The 17,920-nt window shown below is 29.2% G+C and carries 17 protein-coding genes; 11 read left to right on the top strand and 6 right to left on the bottom strand.

All coding sequences use genetic code 11. The annotated features are described in order from the left end of the window. Window positions 1–173 precede the first annotated feature (173 nt). From gcvT to LACAL_RS11915, 7 genes are all read left to right on the top strand, one after another. Window positions 174–1,244 (top strand): glycine cleavage system aminomethyltransferase GcvT, encoded by a 1,071-nt coding sequence (gcvT, locus tag LACAL_RS11945; RefSeq protein WP_013871004.1) that lies wholly within the window; start codon window positions 174–176, stop codon window positions 1,242–1,244. Between the two features lie 6 nt (window positions 1,245–1,250). After that, the gene (locus LACAL_RS11940) at window positions 1,251–2,165 is read left to right on the top strand and encodes a glutaminase (protein ID WP_013871003.1); all 915 of its coding nucleotides are present in this window, start codon (window positions 1,251–1,253) and stop codon (window positions 2,163–2,165) included. 15 nt (window positions 2,166–2,180) lie between these two features. After that, window positions 2,181–3,014 carry a sugar nucleotide-binding protein gene (locus LACAL_RS11935; protein WP_013871002.1) on the top strand — a complete coding sequence of 278 codons (834 nt, stop codon included), beginning with the start codon at window positions 2,181–2,183 and terminating at the stop codon, window positions 3,012–3,014. A 45-nt stretch (window positions 3,015–3,059) separates the two neighbouring features. After that, window positions 3,060–3,350 (top strand): 4a-hydroxytetrahydrobiopterin dehydratase, encoded by a 291-nt coding sequence (locus LACAL_RS11930; protein ID WP_013871001.1) that lies wholly within the window; start codon window positions 3,060–3,062, stop codon window positions 3,348–3,350. Between the two features lie 68 nt (window positions 3,351–3,418). After that, a complete protein-coding gene (locus LACAL_RS11925) occupies window positions 3,419–5,479 on the top strand; it encodes a carboxy terminal-processing peptidase (RefSeq protein WP_013871000.1) in 2,061 nt (686 codons plus the stop codon). 3 nt (window positions 5,480–5,482) lie between these two features. Next, a complete protein-coding gene (locus tag LACAL_RS11920) occupies window positions 5,483–6,517 on the top strand; it encodes a hypothetical protein (RefSeq protein WP_013870999.1) in 1,035 nt (344 codons plus the stop codon). Window positions 6,518–6,629: 112 nt separating this feature from the next. After that, the gene (locus LACAL_RS11915) at window positions 6,630–7,352 is read left to right on the top strand and encodes a YebC/PmpR family DNA-binding transcriptional regulator (protein ID WP_013870998.1); all 723 of its coding nucleotides are present in this window, start codon (window positions 6,630–6,632) and stop codon (window positions 7,350–7,352) included. A 74-nt stretch (window positions 7,353–7,426) separates the two neighbouring features. On the opposite strand, the gene bcp is transcribed toward LACAL_RS11915, so the two are convergent. After that, window positions 7,427–7,882, bottom strand: a complete 456-nt coding sequence (bcp, locus tag LACAL_RS11910; protein WP_013870997.1) for a thioredoxin-dependent thiol peroxidase — start codon at window positions 7,880–7,882, stop codon at window positions 7,427–7,429. 46 nt (window positions 7,883–7,928) lie between these two features. Here bcp and nth point away from each other — a divergent pair, with 46 nt between their 5' ends. Then, on the top strand, window positions 7,929–8,585 hold the full coding sequence (nth, locus tag LACAL_RS11905; RefSeq protein WP_013870996.1) for an endonuclease III: 657 nt from the start codon (window positions 7,929–7,931) through the stop codon (window positions 8,583–8,585). 52 nt (window positions 8,586–8,637) lie between these two features. Here nth and LACAL_RS15460 read toward each other — a convergent pair whose 3' ends face one another. Next, window positions 8,638–8,781, bottom strand: a complete 144-nt coding sequence (locus LACAL_RS15460; RefSeq protein ID WP_013870995.1) for a hypothetical protein — start codon at window positions 8,779–8,781, stop codon at window positions 8,638–8,640. A 58-nt stretch (window positions 8,782–8,839) separates the two neighbouring features. After that, complete coding sequence (locus tag LACAL_RS11900) at window positions 8,840–9,424, bottom strand: RNA polymerase sigma factor (protein WP_013870994.1); 585 nt, start codon at window positions 9,422–9,424, stop codon at window positions 8,840–8,842. A gap of 229 nt (window positions 9,425–9,653) precedes the next feature. Between LACAL_RS11900 and uvrA the strand changes: the two genes are divergently transcribed. Continuing rightward, the gene (gene uvrA / locus LACAL_RS11895) at window positions 9,654–12,440 is read left to right on the top strand and encodes an excinuclease ABC subunit UvrA (protein ID WP_013870993.1); all 2,787 of its coding nucleotides are present in this window, start codon (window positions 9,654–9,656) and stop codon (window positions 12,438–12,440) included. Window positions 12,441–12,456: 16 nt separating this feature from the next. On the opposite strand, the gene LACAL_RS11890 is transcribed toward uvrA, so the two are convergent. After that, the gene (locus LACAL_RS11890) at window positions 12,457–13,509 is read right to left on the bottom strand and encodes a DUF3667 domain-containing protein (RefSeq protein ID WP_013870992.1); all 1,053 of its coding nucleotides are present in this window, start codon (window positions 13,507–13,509) and stop codon (window positions 12,457–12,459) included. Window positions 13,510–13,723: 214 nt separating this feature from the next. Between LACAL_RS11890 and LACAL_RS11885 the strand changes: the two genes are divergently transcribed. Beyond that, on the top strand, window positions 13,724–14,428 hold the full coding sequence (locus tag LACAL_RS11885; protein ID WP_013870991.1) for a hypothetical protein: 705 nt from the start codon (window positions 13,724–13,726) through the stop codon (window positions 14,426–14,428). Between the two features lie 57 nt (window positions 14,429–14,485). Here LACAL_RS11885 and LACAL_RS11880 read toward each other — a convergent pair whose 3' ends face one another. Then, complete coding sequence (locus LACAL_RS11880) at window positions 14,486–15,097, bottom strand: DEAD/DEAH box helicase (RefSeq protein ID WP_013870990.1); 612 nt, start codon at window positions 15,095–15,097, stop codon at window positions 14,486–14,488. Window positions 15,098–15,226: 129 nt separating this feature from the next. Between LACAL_RS11880 and LACAL_RS11875 the strand changes: the two genes are divergently transcribed. After that, complete coding sequence (locus LACAL_RS11875; RefSeq protein ID WP_013870989.1) at window positions 15,227–16,363, top strand: hypothetical protein; 1,137 nt, start codon at window positions 15,227–15,229, stop codon at window positions 16,361–16,363. Window positions 16,364–16,441: 78 nt separating this feature from the next. Here the strand turns inward: LACAL_RS11875 and LACAL_RS11870 are convergent, their stop codons facing one another. Next, window positions 16,442–17,896: a lipopolysaccharide biosynthesis protein gene (locus LACAL_RS11870; protein WP_013870988.1), complete on the bottom strand. Its 1,455-nt coding sequence runs from the start codon at window positions 17,894–17,896 to the stop codon at window positions 16,442–16,444. Window positions 17,897–17,920 lie beyond the last annotated feature (24 nt).

The raw sequence follows: 17,920 nt of genomic DNA, 5'->3' as shown, positions 1-17,920 counted from the left end.
TTCGATGTTGAAAATTAATCAATTATAAGTATATATACTTAAAAGCGTTAAAGAAATTAACACTTTTTTTATCGATTTATAGTGAAAGTCAAATCGATATTTTTCAATACTTTTGCTTTTCAAAATCAATCTAAAATAGAATACGCACTTGCGGAATAATAAAATACAAGACTATGAAAAATACTGCCTTAACAAAAACACACGAAGCCTTAAATGCTAAAATGGTACCATTTGCTGGTTATAATATGCCTGTACAATACGATGGTGTTAATGTAGAACATGAAGCTGTACGTAAGGATTGTGGTGTTTTTGATGTATCTCACATGGGAGAATTTTTAATTGAAGGCCCAAATGCGCTTGCTTTAATACAAAAAGTTTGTAGTAACGATGCTTCTAAACTAACTGTTGGTAAAGCACAATATTCTTGTATGCCAAATGATGATGGTGGTATTGTAGACGATTTAATTGTATATAAGTTAAAAGAAGAAACCTATTTACTAGTTGTTAATGCTAGCAATATTGAAAAAGATTGGAACTGGATTTCATCTAAAAATGATGTAAATGCAGATATGCGAGATTTAAGTGAAGATTATTCTTTATTAGCTATACAAGGTCCTAACGCAGTAGAAAAAATGCAACCTTTATCTAGCCATGATTTAGCTGAAATTAAATTTTACAACTTTGTTGTTGGTGATTTTGCTGGTATAGAAAATGTAATTATTTCTGCAACTGGATATACGGGTAGTGGCGGTTTTGAAATTTACTGTAAAAATGATGAAGTAAAACAAATTTGGGATAAAGTTACACAAGCTGGTGCAAAACCAATTGGTTTAGCTGCCAGAGATACTTTACGTCTAGAAATGGGATATTGCCTTTACGGTAATGATATTACAGATACTACATCACCTTTAGAAGCTGGTTTAGGTTGGATTACAAAATTCACAAAAGATTTTACAAACTCTGATGCTTTAGAAGAGCAAAAACGCCAAGGTGTAGACCGTAAACTTATTGCTTTTAAATTAGACGAGCGTGGTATTCCAAGACAAGGATATGATATTGTAGATAACCAAGGTAAAAAAATAGGTGAAGTAACCTCTGGTACAATGTCTCCAAGCTTAGGTCAAGGTATTGGTTTAGGTTATGTGCCAATTATTTTTACAGACGTTAATAGTAAAATTAATATTCAAATTCGTAAAAAAGCAGTGCCTGCTACAGTTGTAAAACTACCTTTTTACAAACAATAATAGTTAATGATAGATTTTCAAGAAGTTATAAATGAGATTTATAGTGATTTAAAAACCACTAAAGATAAAGGTACTGTAGCTTCTTACATTCCAGAGCTAGAAAAACAAAGTGCTTCTAGTTTTGGTATATACTTAAAACATTTAGGCGGTAAAGATTACCATGCAGGAGATTGGGATGTAGCATTTTCTATACAAAGTATTTCGAAAGTATTAGCTTTATCTAAAGCTATTACTTTCGAAAATAAAAACCTATGGCAACGTGTAGATGTGGAACCATCTGGAAACCCATTTAATCACTTATCACTTTTAGAACAGGAAAACGGCATACCTAGAAACCCACTTATAAATGCTGGTGCTATTGTTATTGCAGATATTTTAGTAACACATTTAAAAAATCCTAAAGAAGACTTTTTAAATTATGTTAGAGAAATTACTGGAGATCAAACTATAGATTTTAATTTAAAAGTTGTCGCGTCTGAGAAGCGTACTGGTTTTAATAACTATGCAGCTGCAAATCTTTTAAAAGCATACAATAATCTCGACAATGATGTAGAAGAGGTTTTAGACTTTTACTTTCACCAATGCGCAATAGAAATGAGTTGCAAGCAATTGGCTAATGCTTTCTATTTATTTACTCACAGAGGAGAATGTATAAATAAAACAAAGCACCTTACATTAAATCAAGTAAAACGTATTAATGCAATTATGCTTACCTGCGGTTTTTATGACGAAGCTGGAGAATTTGCTTTCGAGGTTGGTTTACCTGGGAAAAGTGGTGTTGGTGGCGGTATTGTTGCTCTTTTACCTAATGATTTTGTAATTGTTACTTGGGCTCCAGGATTAAATGAAAAAGGAAATTCTTTAATAGGAATGCAAGCTTTAGAGCAATTTACTACAAAAACAAAACGTTCTATTTTTTAATAGTAAATAGTATTAATGAAGCACGAAATTGATAAGAAACATAGAATTTTAATAATTGGAGCCAGTGGTTTTATTGGCGAAGCAATTTATAAAGAACTATGCTCCTACTTTAGAACATTTGGTACTTATAGAACAGATAAATATAGCTTTGATAAAAACCAGCATTACTTTCAATATAATGTTGAAGAAGATGATATTTTTGAAATTTTAGAAGCCATAAAACCAACCGTAATTATTTCTGCGCTACGCGGAAATTTTTCAGCACAAGTATTAGCACATTCGCATATAATAGAATATATAGTAGCAAACAATGCACGACTTTTGTTTCTATCTTCAGCAAATGTATTTGATGCCTATAGCAAATTCCCAAGTTACGAAAACGACAAAACATTAAGCCATAGCATGTACGGTCATTTTAAAATTAAAATTGAAAACATGCTGCTTAGACTACCAAAAAAATATACCGCAATACTTAGATTGCCAATGGTTTTTGGTGCACAATCACCAAGAATTAAAGAAATAAAAGCCTTTATAAAAGAAGGTTTACCAATAGAGGTATTTCCTAATCTGGTAATGAATGTTACTACAGATACTAAAGTAACACAACAAATACATTATATTATTAACCGTAACAAACATGGTATTTTTCACCTAGGAAGTAATGACCTTGTACATCACGACGATTTCTTTAAAGAAATTATACAAAGTTTAGGATACAGTAAACCGTCGTTAAAAAACGTATATACTACAAATAATGAACGCTATTTAGCAGTAATGAGCAAACACAATATGCTACCAAAACACCTACAACTGTATAGCAACGAAATTTTAAGCGAATTAGAAGTTTAATACATTAAAATTATTAACTTAGGCTTATAAATTAAAAAAAATAAAATGTCTAAGCTTACAGAAATAGAAATAGAAAAACATCTAAAAACCTTATCTGGTTGGAATTTTAAAGATAACGCCATACATACAGAGTTTGAATTTAAAGATTTTAAAGACTGTTTTAGTGTAATGTCTCGTATCGCTTTTGAGTGTGAAGCATTAAACCATCATCCAGATTGGGCAAATGTTTACAACACGCTAAACATCTCATTATCAACACACGATGCTAATGGTGTCACCTTAAAAGATATTGAATTAGCAAAAGCAATAGAAGATATTATAGACGAACAAGAGTAATAAAAAAGACTAAAACTTTATAAATAACTCTTTTTTTGTACTTTACGGTTTTTACTGTTATCCCTTAAATGATTAAAAAACTAACACTTCTTTTTTTCTTTTTTTGCTCTCTTTTAAGTTTTTCGCAAGACAACTTGCGCTTTTGTGAGCAAATAAATGCTTTACAAAACCTAATTAATGCAAAACATTATTCTGCAAAAGCCCTTAACGATAGTACATCTCAAGGTGTTTTTGAAATATTTATTAAAATCTTAGATCCTGAAAAAGACTATTTTTTAGAAAGTGATATTTTAAAATTTAAAACAGAAGAACTAAAATTCGATAATTACATTTCTAATTCCAATTGCCAATTTTTAAATAATTATGCGCTAGTCTTAGAAAAAAGAATACAAGCTTTAAAAAAGAAAATTGAAGCATTAAAAAATGAACCTCTTGATTATTCTGGAAATTTAACGCTGCAATTTACGCCACGTAAAGACTTTAGCTATAGTAAAACTGAAAGTGCCCAAGAATTAAGATTAAGAAAAAAAATTAGTTATAAAATAATTACAAAATTAATTGAGGAGCAAAAAGATATTAATACCATAGAAGCTAATTTTAAAACTTTAGAAACAGAAGCCAAAACTAAAGTTATAAATAACGAATTATGTTTGTTAGAAGAGTTTTTAAATAAAAGTAATGGTATTTTGCGCTTTGTAGAAGAAGCCTTTTTAAATGCAATGGTTCAAGTTAACGACCCTAATTCAACTTTTTTTAATAATACCGAAAAAACCACTTACGAAAATCAACTATCAAAAAGCATACAATCCTTTGGTATAATAACACAAAAAAATAATACTGGAGATATTGTAGTTGCACATATAATTCCTGGAAGTTCTGCCTTTAAAAATGGTAAAATTGAAGAAAATGATGTTATAAAATCCTTAACTTCAAACAAAAACAGTTTAGAAATACTTTGCGTTTCTAATCAAGATGTAAATATGTTTTTAGAAGACGAAAACAATCAAGAAGTCACATTCTCTCTAAAAAAGAAAAACGGAACACTGCAAAACATAACACTAATAAAAAGTAAAATTAATGTTGAAGATAATGCTGTAAGAGGCTATTTATTAAATACAAATAAAACAATAGGTTATATAAAAATACCTAGCTTTTATACAGATAGAGAGTCACCTAACGGTAAAGGTTTAACCAGTGATATTGCAAAAGAACTTTATAAGCTTCAAAAAGAAAATATTAGCGCATTAATTCTTGATTTACGTTTTAATGGTGGTGGATCTATGCAAGAGGCTATAGCATTATCTGGTATGTTTATAGATCGTGGACCAATATCAATAATACAATCTAAAGACAATAAAAACTTTACAATTAGAGACAATAAAAGAGGGCAATTTTTTAATAAACCATTACTTATAATAGTTAATGAATTTAGTGCTTCAGCTTCAGAGCTTTTTGCGGCTGCAATGCAAGATTATAATCGTGCAATTATAGTTGGTTCTCAAACCTATGGTAAATCTAGCGCACAATTAATTCTTCCGCTTAGCGCCAATAAAAATTACGGTTTTAGTAAAATAACAACAGATGTTTTTTATAGACCAACTGGTAAAAGTCATCAATCCATAGGTGTTATACCAGATATCACTTTTCCATCGCTATATGATAATTTTGAAACTGCCGAAAGTTTTAAACCCTATGCACTAAAAAACGATTCTACAACCATAAAACTTAAGCATAAACCTTTAAAATTAATAAGTGTAAAAAATATTGCAGAGAAAAGTAAAACTCGATTAGAATTAGATAGTAACTTCTCTAAAATTAAAGAAACAAATAAAACATTACACAAACTATTATTTAATAAAGGTGAAAAATACCCATTATCATTAAAAAGTATTGCTCTTGAAAAAGAAAAACGAAAAAAAATAATGGATTATATTTTTAATAATGAAACTAAAGCGCCTATTCTTTTTAGTACATCTAATACAACATCTACTCAAGAAATTATAAACTATAATGAAAAAGATAAAGTAGAAAACGAAAAAATAAAAAAAATAATATCTCAGGATATAGTTATAAAAGAATCCCTTAATATATTAATAGACTACCTAACACTAACACTAACACCTAACTAACTTATGAAACTACTCACAAAATTATGTCTAATTATATTGTTGCTTATTTCATTTCAAAGCAATGCACAGCAATTTGATACCGCTTTAGAATATTTAGAATTTTTAGGAGAAGAACTTGAAACTGTAACCAAAAGCACTTGGAAATATACAAAAGCAGTCGCGCACAGTAAAAGCGACCGCAATGTAAATAACAAAAGAAAAACACTTATTAAAACTGTTGAAAAAGCTATAAGTAAAATTGAAAAAGCTAAAGCTTACAATAATGATGATTATAAGAACAATGTTTTAAAACACATACGTTTAAATGAAAGTTTGTTAAAACAAGATTATGCAAAAATAATTGATATGAAAGCTGTTGCAGAGCAATCGTACGATTTAATGGAAGCCTACATTTTAGCTCAAGAATTAGCCGATAAAAAAATGGCAGACTCTCAAGCAGAATACGAAGCAAATTTCTATGAATATGCAGCAAAACATAATATAAATATTATTGAAAGTGATAACGATTTAGGAAAGAAAATGACCATATCTAATGCTGTATTTAATCACTCTAATGCACTATATCTAATCTTTTTTAAAGTATATATAAATGAAGTTTATCTTTGGGATGCTATTAAAAATAACGATGTTAGCGGCATACAACAAAATGCTAATGCATTAAATCAAACTGCAAAAGAAGGCTTAGAAATTTTAAAAACAATAGAACCTTATAAAAATGACAAAAGCATAATTTTAGCTACAAAAGCAGTTTTTGACTTTTTTATAGATGAAACTGAAAATAAAATTCCGGTAATAGCAGATTTTTTTATTTTACAGGAAGATTTTAAAACTATAAAAAACACATTAGAAAAAACACCCGAGAAAAAAAGAACTAAACCTCAAGTAGATGCCTACAACAAAAAAATTAAAGAAATAAATAAAGCAGGTACTATCTATAATAAAACAAATACTAAATTAAATACAGAACGTCAAAAAGTATTAGAAAAACTTGAAACTACAAAAGCAAAGTTTTTAGATAGACATATACCAAAAGACTAGAATTTACTGAGATTTTTTTAAATTTGTCAAAACACTATAAATAACTAATAAGTTTTTGGTTTTAACATTCTTCAAATAGAAAAAACAAAAACTATAAAAATAATTTTTTTAAATGGGAAGAGCTTTTGAATTTCGTAAAGCACGAAAAATGAAACGTTGGGCTGCTATGAGTAAAGCCTTTACACGTATTGGAAAAGATATAGTAATGGCAGTAAAAGAAGGTGGTCCAGATCCAGATGCTAATTCTAGACTACGTGCAGTAATTCAAAATGCGAAGTCTGTAAACATGCCAAAAGACAATATTGAACGTGCTATAAAAAAAGCAAGTGAAAAAGGTCAAGGTGATTATAAAGAAGTAATTTTTGAAGGTTATGCACCACACGGCATCGCCATTTTAGTAGAAACAGCTACAGATAACAATACAAGAACAGTAGCAAATGTACGTAGCTATTTTAATAAATGTGATGGTAGTTTAGGTACCTCTGGTTCTGTAGTTTTTATGTTCGACCATACTTGTAATTTTAGAATTAATGCTGAAGGCTTAGATCCTGAAGAATTAGAACTAGAATTTATAGATTTTGGTGCAGAAGAAGTTTTTGCCGATGATGATGGTATTTTAATTTATGCTCCTTTTGAAAGTTTTGGAGCCATACAAGCAGAATTAGAAAAACGTGAAATAGAAATATTATCTTCTGGTTTTGAACGTATACCGCAAGTCACAAAAAAAATTACTCCAGAACAACAAGCAGATGTAGAAAAACTATTAGAGAAAATTGAAGAAGATGATGATGTGCAAAATGTATATCACACTATGGAAGAAAGTACAGAGGCTTAATAAAAAATAAAGCACAACAAAAAAAAGGAACTATTTAAAATAGTTCCTTTTCTTTTACGATTATAAATTTATACCTATAAACTTAATATCTGCGCTGCATGATCTTTGGTCTTTACTTTATCAATTACATGCTCCACTACTCCATTTTCATCAATTAAAAAAGTTTTTCTATGGATACCATCGTAAGTTTTACCCATAAATTTCTTTTCTCCCCAAACACCAAAAGCATTAATAACTTCTTTATCTTCATCTGCTAAAAGCGGAAATGGGAATTTATATTTTTCTTTAAAATTAGTCTGGCGTTTTTGAGAATCTGCACTAACACCTAAAATCTCATAACCTTCATCTTGTAATGCTTTATAATTATCTGTAAGATTACAAGCTTCTGCTGTACAACCAGGTGTACTTGCTTTAGGATAGAAAAATACTATTAATTTTTTTCCTTTATAATCACTTAATGAAATAGCATTTCCACTTTGATCGTTAACTGTAAAATCTGGTACTTTATCTCCTTGCTTTAATGTATTCATAGTTGTAATTTTGAGTTTTCAATAATTTTTATCAAAAATACAATTAATGACTAAACAAGAAAAGGTTGATTTCGTTATAAATACGTTAAATGAATTATATCCAGAAATTCCTATTCCGTTAGATCACAAAGATCCATACACTTTATTAGTTGCTGTTTTACTTTCTGCACAATGTACAGATGTAAGAGTAAACCAAATTACGCCTTTATTGTTTGCAAAAGCAGACAATCCTTACGACATGATAAAAATGAGTGTTGAAGAAATAAAAGAAATAATAAGACCTTGTGGATTATCGCCAATGAAAAGTAAAGGCATTCATGGATTGTCTCACATACTAATAGATAAGCATAATGGTGAAGTTCCAAAAAGTTTTGAAGCTCTAGAAGCCTTACCAGCCGTTGGGCATAAAACAGCAAGTGTAGTTATGTCTCAAGCTTTTGGAGTACCAGCTTTTCCTGTAGATACGCATATACACAGGTTAATGTATAGATGGAATTTAACAAATGGAAAAAGTGTAACTCAAACCGAAAAAGATGCCAAACGTTTATTCCCTAAAGAAACCTGGAACGACTTACACCTTCAAATAATTTGGTACGGTAGAGAGTATTCACCAGCTCGTGGTTGGGATTTAGAAAAAGATATCATTACTAAAACTATTGGTAGAAGTACTGTTTTAAAAGCATACGAAAAACTTAAAAAATAATATTTTAAGCTATATAAAAAAATCCTGATTTATAAAATCAGGATTTTTTAGTCTAATTCAGAAGTGCTTCAAACTTCATTTTATTATAATTTATAACACTTAAAGCCTTGGAGTAATTAAGAATGAAACTTACTGTCTCATCTTTTGGGTTCATTTGTTTGTTTGTGTTTGAGTTTTTAGAGTAAAGTTTTGCCATGTATTTGTTTGTTTAAAATCAAATATATAACGTAACTTTTATGCTAATATTGTAAATATTAATTTGTTAAAATAATATTATGTTTTTCTATTATTTTTCTCATATTAATAATTGCATATCTCATACGTCCTAATGCAGTATTTATACTAACTCCAGTACGCTCAGAGATTTCTTTAAAACTCATATCTTGATACATACGCATTACCAAAACTTCTTTTTGATCGCATGGTAACTCTTCTATTAATCGTCTTACATCTGTTTCAACCTGGTTCTTAATTATGGCTTTTTCTGCATTTAGTGTAGAGTCACTAAGTACAGAAAAAATACTAAACTCACCACTATTATCAAATTTAGGCATACGGTTATTTTTTCTAAAATAATCTATAACAAGATTATGAGCAATACGCATAACCCAAGGTAAAAATTTACCTTCTTCGTTATATTTGCCTTTTTTTAAGGTACGTATTACTTTAATAAATGTGTCTTGAAAAACATCTTCAGCTACATCTCTATCATAAACTTTAGAGTAGATAAAACTATAAATACGTTGTTTGTGTCTTTTAATCAAAACTTCTAGAGAAGATTCGTCGCCATTAATATAACTACTTACTAGAGTAGCATCAGAGATAAGTTCTTGTCGCATAATTATTACTTTTAATGCAGAAGTTAGGGCTTCAGCTTTGGGTTTATAAAAAAAAGTAATATTATACTATAGGCTTGAGAATTAGTTTATTATAATTAGCGTAAATATAACAACAATCATTCCGAAAAAACAAAAAAAAAATAATTTTTAACATTTTATTGCACAATAAACTTTTTTATAAGATGCCATATAAGTATTACCTTTGTTTTTCTTTTAGATTAAAATACTTATGAATATTAAGCTTTCCGAAGTAAACCCTAAACAAAACATTATAATTAAAGGTGCAAAATTGCACAACTTAAAAAATATTGATGTTGTAATTCCAAGAAATAAATTAGTAGTTATTACCGGTTTATCTGGATCTGGAAAGTCTAGTTTAGCATTCGACACTTTATATGCCGAAGGACAAAGACGCTATGTAGAAAGCCTTTCCAGTTATGCTAGGCAGTTTTTAGGACGTTTAAATAAACCTAAAGTAGATTATATAAAAGGTATTGCTCCTGCTATTGCTATAGAGCAAAAAGTAAATTCTACAAATCCACGGTCAACCGTTGGTACAACTACAGAAATTTACGACTATCTTAAACTATTATTTGCCAGAATTGGTAAAACATACTCTCCAATTTCTGGACAAGAAGTAAAAAAAGATACAGTTACAGATGTTTTAAATTATGTAAAATCTATTGCTCAAGGCGAAAAACTTCTCCTGCTCGCTCCTATTCACTTGGAAGAAGGTCGTGAAATGAGTGACAAACTAAAAGCTTTAAATGCACAAGGTTATGCTAGAATTAAAGCTAACGGAGAAGTTTTACGTTTAGATAAAGCAGAAGCTATTACAGAAAATACTAAAGATTTATTTTTAGTTGTAGACAGAATTGTAACTAAAGATGATGAAGATTTTTACAACCGTCTAGCTGATGCTATACAAACTGCTTTTTTTGAAGGTAAAGGCGAATGCTTTATCGAAAAATTAAGCGATAATACCACGCAGCAATTCTCTAATAAGTTTGAGTTAGATGGTATTACTTTTCTAGAACCAAATGTTCATTTATTTAGTTTTAATAATCCTTATGGCGCTTGTCCAAAATGCGAAGGCTATGGAGATGTTATTGGTATAGACGACGATTTAGTAATACCAAATACTGCATTATCTGTTTACGACAATGCTATTTTTCCTTGGCGAGGCGAAAGTATGAGTTGGTACCGTGATCAATTGGTTAATAACTCGCATAAATTCGATTTTCCTATCCACAAACCTTATTTTGAACTTAGTCAAAAAAATAAAGATTTAATTTGGAAAGGCAATAAGTATTTTGAAGGCTTAAATTCGTTTTTTGCAGAATTAGAAAGTAAAGCCTACAAAATTCAAAACCGCGTTATGTTATCCCGTTACAGAGGAAAAACAAAATGTAAAGTTTGCGACGGTAAACGTTTACGACCAGAAGCCAATTATGTAAAAGTTGGTAATGCTACACTTACGGATTTGGTTGAAATGCCTCTAGATAAACTTACCAGCTTTTTTAAACAACTGGAGTTAAACGACCACGATACAACTATTGCAAAACGCTTATTAAAAGAAATTGAAAACCGATTAGAATTTCTATCTAATGTTGGTTTAGATTATTTAACATTAAACAGAAAATCTAACACATTATCTGGTGGAGAAAGCCAACGTATAAACCTTGCAACTTCCCTTGGTAGTAGCTTGGTAGGTTCTATGTATATTTTAGATGAGCCTAGTATTGGTTTACACCCAAAAGATACCGAAAGATTAATTTTAGTTTTAAAAGCATTACGTGACTTAGGAAACACTGTTATTGTTGTTGAACATGATGAAGATATCATGAAAGAAGCCGACGAGATTATAGATATTGGACCAGAAGCTGGTACACTTGGAGGTCAAGTTGTTGCAACAGGAACCTTTAAAGATATATTAGCTTCTAACTCTTTAACAGCACAGTATTTAAACGAAGCTTTAAAAATTAAAGTACCAAAAAAACGAAGAACCTCTAAATACAGTATAGATATTAAAGGTGCTCGCGAAAATAATTTAAAAAATATTGATGTTTCATTTCCATTAGGAATGCTAACTGTAATTACAGGAGTTTCAGGAAGTGGAAAAAGTACTTTAGTTAAAAAAATATTATATCCTGCAATACAAAAGGAACTTACAGGCTTTGGTGATAAACCAGGACAATTTTCAGAATTAAAAGGAAATTATAGCAACGTAAAACACATAGAGTTTGTAGACCAAAACCCTATTGGGCGCTCGTCTAGATCAAATCCTGTAACTTATATAAAGGCATACGACGATATAAGAGCACTTTACAGCAAACAAAAACTTAGTACTATAAGAAATTATGCAGCCAAGCATTTTAGTTTTAATGTAGATGGCGGACGTTGTGAAACTTGTAAAGGTGAAGGTGAAGTAACTATAGAAATGCAATTTATGGCCGATGTGCATTTAGAATGTGAAACCTGTAAAGGTAAACGCTTTAAAAAAGAAGTACTTGAGGTTACTTTTGCCGATAAGAATATTGACGATATTTTAAACATGACAATTGATGATGCCATTGCATTTTTTGACACTAATCATGTTACTAAAATTAAAAATAAATTACAGCCTTTACAAGACGTAGGTTTAGGTTATGTAACCTTAGGTCAAAGTTCCTCTACACTTTCTGGTGGTGAAGCACAACGTATTAAATTAGCATCGTTTTTAGGAAAAGGAAACACTAAAGAAACTGCATTATTTATTTTTGATGAACCTACAACAGGATTACATTTTCATGACATACAAAAACTACTAAAATCTTTTAATGCTTTAATTGAAAAAGGACATTCTATTATTGTTGTAGAACATAATTTAGAACTAATAAAATGTGCAGACCACATTATAGATTTAGGTCCAACTGGTGGAGAAAATGGTGGTAATTTAGTGGCTTTTGGTACACCAGAAGAAATTATAAAAGTAAAATCCTCTGAAACAGGAAAGTATTTAAAAGAAAAATTATAATGTTTTAAATTGCTTTTTAGTATAGTAAAAAAGTAATAAAACCAAGTGCTACAAAAGCTATAGGCATTACAAATATTAAAAAGAAAAAAGTAATTAAAGCACTTTTTAAATAACTTAAAAACCAACCTTGATTATAAAACTTTTTTAATGCAATTACCAAGTATATAAAAGTAGATAGTAATATTAATAAATCTATCCAACCTGGTACTGTAGTTATAAAATCGGCAATTAAAAGAATACTAAATACTACAAACAAATAAGAAAAAAAGTAAAATGTAAATACTAAATGGTATGCATATTTTCCTTTATTATAATAGAAAATTTTTAATAATAATGCGAATATTGGTAAAAGTATAAATAGAGCTATTGGCGTTGCTTTTATCATAGAATTCCAAATGGTTCCTATATTTTGCTCTTGATGAAATTTTAAAACTTGTGGATAGATTATTTTCTCTATCCAGTAAGGGTTTTCATGCATACCCATTTCTAGATAAATATCATTTTTAGGTGCATTAATTTCTAATAAAGAATCTACTTTTTTTACATCGTAACCAAAACTAATTTTATTTTTAGATTTACTAAAATCTGTATTTGCAACAATAGAATCTATTACTTTATCATTTTGTCCTGTAAACTGCTGTGTTTTTTTTAAAGTGTTATACAATTCTATTCTATTTAAAGAATCACTTTTTTGAGCTTCTAATTCATTTTTAATTTCTGTAGTTGCTTTATTAAATTCTTGATTTAGTTTTAATTCTTGCTTATTGGTTACAAACGAGAACATAAAAAAGAAAATAAAAGTTACAAACAAGTACAATTGGGCAGGATGTAAAAAAGACAAACGCTTTCCAGCTATAAATTTATTAGCCAAAAAACCTGGTTTAACCATTAATGGTATAAAACTTTTAAAAAACTTAGAGTCGTAAAGTAAATAGTTATTTATTGTATTGTAAAAAAGTACACCTAAGGTAAGTTCTTCTTTAGATTTCATGCCACACTCTGGACAGTATTTATAACTACTTCTAAAATTAGAATCGCAGTTTTTGCAGCTTTTATATTCTAAAGACATTGGGTTGGTTTCTACATGTAAATATAGTATAAAAAACCAATTTTGAAAAACTTAAACAATAACTAAACTCTATTTAAAATAGGCTGAAACACCTAGTAAAAATAACACTTTTACAGTTTGGCACGTATATTGAAAACGTATATAACAAATCGCGTAGGCTTTTAAGCTTTTCTGAAACGCTCAGAAATACGCATAAATTTAATACCGTAATACTATGAAAAAATTAGTACTATTATTTACAGGATTGTTAATGGGATTAACAACTGTAACAGCAACTGAAAAAAAAGAGAAATCTTTAAATAAAGTTAAACAATTAGAAAATAGAATTAGTAATAACAATTATAATTTTATTGAACCTATTCAATTTATTGAGCGCGGTGTAGAATTTTTAATTTTTCCAGATGGCGCATTCGATTTTAATACAAATATAGAATCTAACCATAATAATTATAATGATGGTTATTATAGAAATACAAACACAAAACGTAGTGGTGTTAATAGAACATTTGGTGCACCAGGAACTCAAGTTACTTACTCTACTCCAAGAAGTCGCGGTGTAATTGTAACGCATGATAACGATGGTAAAGTAAGACGTGTTGGTAATGTATTTGTAAACTATAACCGTTACAACCAGGTAAAACGTTTAGGTAGTGTTTACATGAAATATAACCGTAAAGGTTGGTTAACACAAGTTGGTGGTTTACGTATAAAGTATAACCGTTTCGGGCAAATTATTAAAACAACTGGTTTTGTAAATTTTAGAAATAAACATCAGGGTAATTTAATACAAACTAGTCCTGGTAATCACTCTAATAATCAAGGTAGCAACTGGAATACAAATAACGGTCACTACTACTATAAAAAAGATGGTAAAGTTTTAAAAAAGAAAAAAATTAAAACAGTAAAACCAAAACAATAGATATTTAATTATTTAGAATTAAAAAATCCCATAAACCTAAAGGCTTATGGGATTTTTTTATTGTTTTATTACCTGAGGTAAAAACATAAAGGTGTCTTCAAAACGCTTTAATCTAGGTGTTAGTTTTTCGGCAAATATTAGGTATTGACATTTGTCTATACTTTCTGGAATACGGTTTATTGCTGCAAAATAAGCGCCTTTTTCTGCAAATTCTGCATCTTCTAAAATGTACATTTTTAATTGGCTTAAATCTAAACTATTTAATAAATAAAGCTTGTTTAAGCGTTTTGGCGTAGCTATTAAAATATCTTGACCATAATAAACTTCTTCACGTTGTTGCTCTAAAGTTTGCTCGTCGTAAGCGGTATAAATCCTTAAATCTGTTCGTCTTGTAAATTTTTCAAATTCTTCTTTTAATTTTAAGGCATCAGCTTTAGTTTCAACTAAAATTAAAGCTCTAGGAGCATCACCTTCAGCCTTACATTTTAATTTTTGCATTACACTAATAATAATTGCTGTTGTTTTTCCGCAGCCTTTATTTCCAATACAAAAAACATTTGCACCACCTTTTATAATAGGTATTACATTTTTTTGAAAAGGTGTTGGAGCTTCAAAACCATTAGTTTCTAAAGCTTCTAAAATTTCAGGATTCAATTTTTTAAAAGACATATTTTACTGCTTAATTATAAGTATACTGCGAAACTACGTGTATTTCTTCGGTTTACAAAACATACACGTTTTCGATTTTGGCACGATGCTTGTATTTTACTTAATATTCAATCTTAAAAACGAATTATTATGAAACAATTAATGTACTTTTTTTCAGCATTACTTTTTACGAGTTTTACTGTAAATGCAGACAATACTAACACGCTAAAATCTATAGAAACCAATACTACAAATGCTTATAGAGGTTATGGTAAATCTTTTATATTTAATGAACAAGGTATAGAATTCTCTGTTTATGCAGATGGTCAATTTGATTTCTATATGCCTAATTATGGTCCAAATGTTGCTGTTTCAGTTAATACCAATAATGTAAATATTAGTTTTAATACAGGTTACGATTATAGCGCTTATGTACAGTATGATGAGTTTGGCGCCGTTATTCAAATTGAAAATACTCCAATATTTTACGACCACTATGGTAGAATTGTACAGGCTGGTGATGTTTTTATAAACTATAATAACAGAGGTTACATTTCTCGTGTTGGAGGTTTATATGTTCACTATAATACATATAATGTATTTTCTCATTATACTGGTTTTATAAATGTTTACAACAGAGCTTATGTTTATAGACCTTGGCATAGATTTTATGCTATTCCTCCTGTAAATTACTGTGTAGTATATAATAGACCATACAGACAATATTATACACCTATTCGTTATAGATACGATAGACCTTATAGAAACAACTACCGCAGAACTACTGCTGTTGCAAGCAGACGAGGAAATACTGTAGTAAGAAATAGAAGTTATGCTTCAAGAACCAATGGCCGCGTTAAAGCAAACCATACAAGAAGAAGTAATGCAAATGTTACCAACTCAAGATCTAGAACGCGTAATAATACGGCTACAGCTCCAAGATCTAGAACAAGATATAATACTGTTATTGGTGGGCAACGTAATAATAGTAATGCTAAAGCTAAAAGCAGTACAACTAGAAAAAGTACATCTACTAGAATAAAAAGTAATACGCGTGGAAATGTAAGAAGTAATACAAAAGCGGCAACACCAAAAACGCGTTCTAGTGTTAGAACTAAAAGTACTAGAACTAAAAATGTAAGGCCTAGTTCTACTAGAACAAAACAAACTAGAAGTGCTGTAAAATCTACACCTAGAAAAAGTAGTAAAGTACAAAGTAAAAGTTCTAGAAGCTCAAGTTCACGTTCTAAAAGTACGTCTAGAAACTCAAGAAACCGTAGAGGTTAAAATATAGAATTTTCTGTATTTACACAGAAAAAATAAAATCCTGTTATAATGTGCTCCCAAAACATTTTAGCAGGATTTTTAGCGTTTTATAAGTTTATTTATCAAACTTGTAACATCTTCTGAAAGATTAAACCTGTACACAATAAAGCCATAACAAATAGCTAGCAACAGAGATTTTACAGCAATATTTAATAAAGAATGAAACCTAAAATCCCAAAAATAAAATGCTAAAACACATGCAATAATTAAACAAAATGTTTTACCTGTTGCTACTGTAAATGGTTGCATTTTCATTTTAAAATGAACAAAGCCTAGTTTTATAATATTATATAAAAATATAGCTAGTGCTGTTGCATAAGAAGCTCCATTTATACCATAGTTTGGAATAAAATATACATTTAATAAAACGGTAACTATTACTAAAAACACGCCCATTAACAATACTACTCTATAATAATCACTATAAAATAAAATGGCATTATTATTTCCTAAAATAGTATCAAAAAGTTTTGATATACCTATTACAAAAACAACTATTAAACCCTCGCTATAATCGGTTGGTAAAAGTTTATAAAGTTGATTTATATTTAAAATAATTAGTAAAAAAATAAAGCCACCAATAATAAAAAGGTTTAATGAGCTTTTTCTATAAAGTAGGCTTAACTCTTTATTATTTTTATTATTTAACAACTTAGCTGTTAATGGGTACGTTATTTGCTGCATTGCTCTAGCTGGAACTCCTATAACTGTTGCAATGTAAATAGCAACACCGTAATACGCTACATTTTCTATGGTTACATATTTACCAATCATGAATTTATCTATTTCTAAAATCATATTGGCTACAGAACCTGCAACAATTATTAAGGCTGCATATTTTATTATTTTAATTCCGTTATAAATTTTAAAACTTTTAAAAATAGGAAACCTTAAACTAAAGGCATAAGCACTCATAATTAACATTCTAAGTACATAAACGGCAACCATACAAAGTACTAATTCTTCTGCCGTAAGGAGTCCAAAATACAATAGAATTAATAAAATAGTGGTTGTAATTCTATGAAATACTTCTTTCATAAAATTTCCAAAAACACTTTGCATTTGCACTCTACTCCATGCATAAAAAATTTCGAAATATGCAAAAGCTACTGCACTAATAAAAATATACCATGTATAACTTTTTACAATACTATTTTGAGATGACAACCAGTTACTTAAAAAATCGAAAGAAAAATAAGTTATTAAAATCCCAGGAATAATAAGTAACAACGGCAATAACAACATTAAGCTTAAAAAATTGTTTTGAGATTGCCTTGTTTTAAAAGAAGTATAAAATTTTATAATTGTGTTATGTGCACCAAATGCCATGAGTGGCATTAAAATATTTGCCGTAGAAAATATAAATGTTATTAAACCAAAATAGGTATCACTAACAAAATTGGTAAATAAAAACAAGATGTTAATTGCACCAATACCAAAACCAATATAAGTGATTATAGTATTTTTAATAGATTGGTTTACAACTACTCCCATATATTTTTAAAATTTAAAACCTGA

The organism is Lacinutrix sp. 5H-3-7-4, assembly GCF_000211855.2.
GTDB lineage: Bacteria > Bacteroidota > Bacteroidia > Flavobacteriales > Flavobacteriaceae > Lacinutrix.
This window is presented reverse-complemented; position numbering and strand designations above follow the sequence as displayed.

Coding starts and splice junctions, on each gene's coding strand:
- gcvT (WP_013871004.1), top strand. CDS start 174: ATGAAAAATACTGCCTTAACAAAAACACACGAAGCCTTAAATGCTAAA.
- LACAL_RS11890 (WP_013870992.1), bottom strand. CDS start 13,509: ATGTCTTTAGAATATAAAAGCTGCAAAAACTGCGATTCTAATTTTAGA.
- LACAL_RS11920 (WP_013870999.1), top strand. CDS start 5,483: ATGAAACTACTCACAAAATTATGTCTAATTATATTGTTGCTTATTTCA.
- LACAL_RS11915 (WP_013870998.1), top strand. CDS start 6,630: ATGGGAAGAGCTTTTGAATTTCGTAAAGCACGAAAAATGAAACGTTGG.
- LACAL_RS11925 (WP_013871000.1), top strand. CDS start 3,419: ATGATTAAAAAACTAACACTTCTTTTTTTCTTTTTTTGCTCTCTTTTA.
- LACAL_RS11900 (WP_013870994.1), bottom strand. CDS start 9,424: ATGCGACAAGAACTTATCTCTGATGCTACTCTAGTAAGTAGTTATATT.
- LACAL_RS11870 (WP_013870988.1), bottom strand. CDS start 17,896: ATGGGAGTAGTTGTAAACCAATCTATTAAAAATACTATAATCACTTAT.
- LACAL_RS11940 (WP_013871003.1), top strand. CDS start 1,251: ATGATAGATTTTCAAGAAGTTATAAATGAGATTTATAGTGATTTAAAA.
- LACAL_RS11885 (WP_013870991.1), top strand. CDS start 13,724: ATGAAAAAATTAGTACTATTATTTACAGGATTGTTAATGGGATTAACA.
- LACAL_RS11880 (WP_013870990.1), bottom strand. CDS start 15,097: ATGTCTTTTAAAAAATTGAATCCTGAAATTTTAGAAGCTTTAGAAACT.
- LACAL_RS11875 (WP_013870989.1), top strand. CDS start 15,227: ATGAAACAATTAATGTACTTTTTTTCAGCATTACTTTTTACGAGTTTT.
- uvrA (WP_013870993.1), top strand. CDS start 9,654: ATGAATATTAAGCTTTCCGAAGTAAACCCTAAACAAAACATTATAATT.
- LACAL_RS15460 (WP_013870995.1), bottom strand. CDS start 8,781: ATGGCAAAACTTTACTCTAAAAACTCAAACACAAACAAACAAATGAAC.
- nth (WP_013870996.1), top strand. CDS start 7,929: ATGACTAAACAAGAAAAGGTTGATTTCGTTATAAATACGTTAAATGAA.
- bcp (WP_013870997.1), bottom strand. CDS start 7,882: ATGAATACATTAAAGCAAGGAGATAAAGTACCAGATTTTACAGTTAAC.
- LACAL_RS11935 (WP_013871002.1), top strand. CDS start 2,181: ATGAAGCACGAAATTGATAAGAAACATAGAATTTTAATAATTGGAGCC.
- LACAL_RS11930 (WP_013871001.1), top strand. CDS start 3,060: ATGTCTAAGCTTACAGAAATAGAAATAGAAAAACATCTAAAAACCTTA.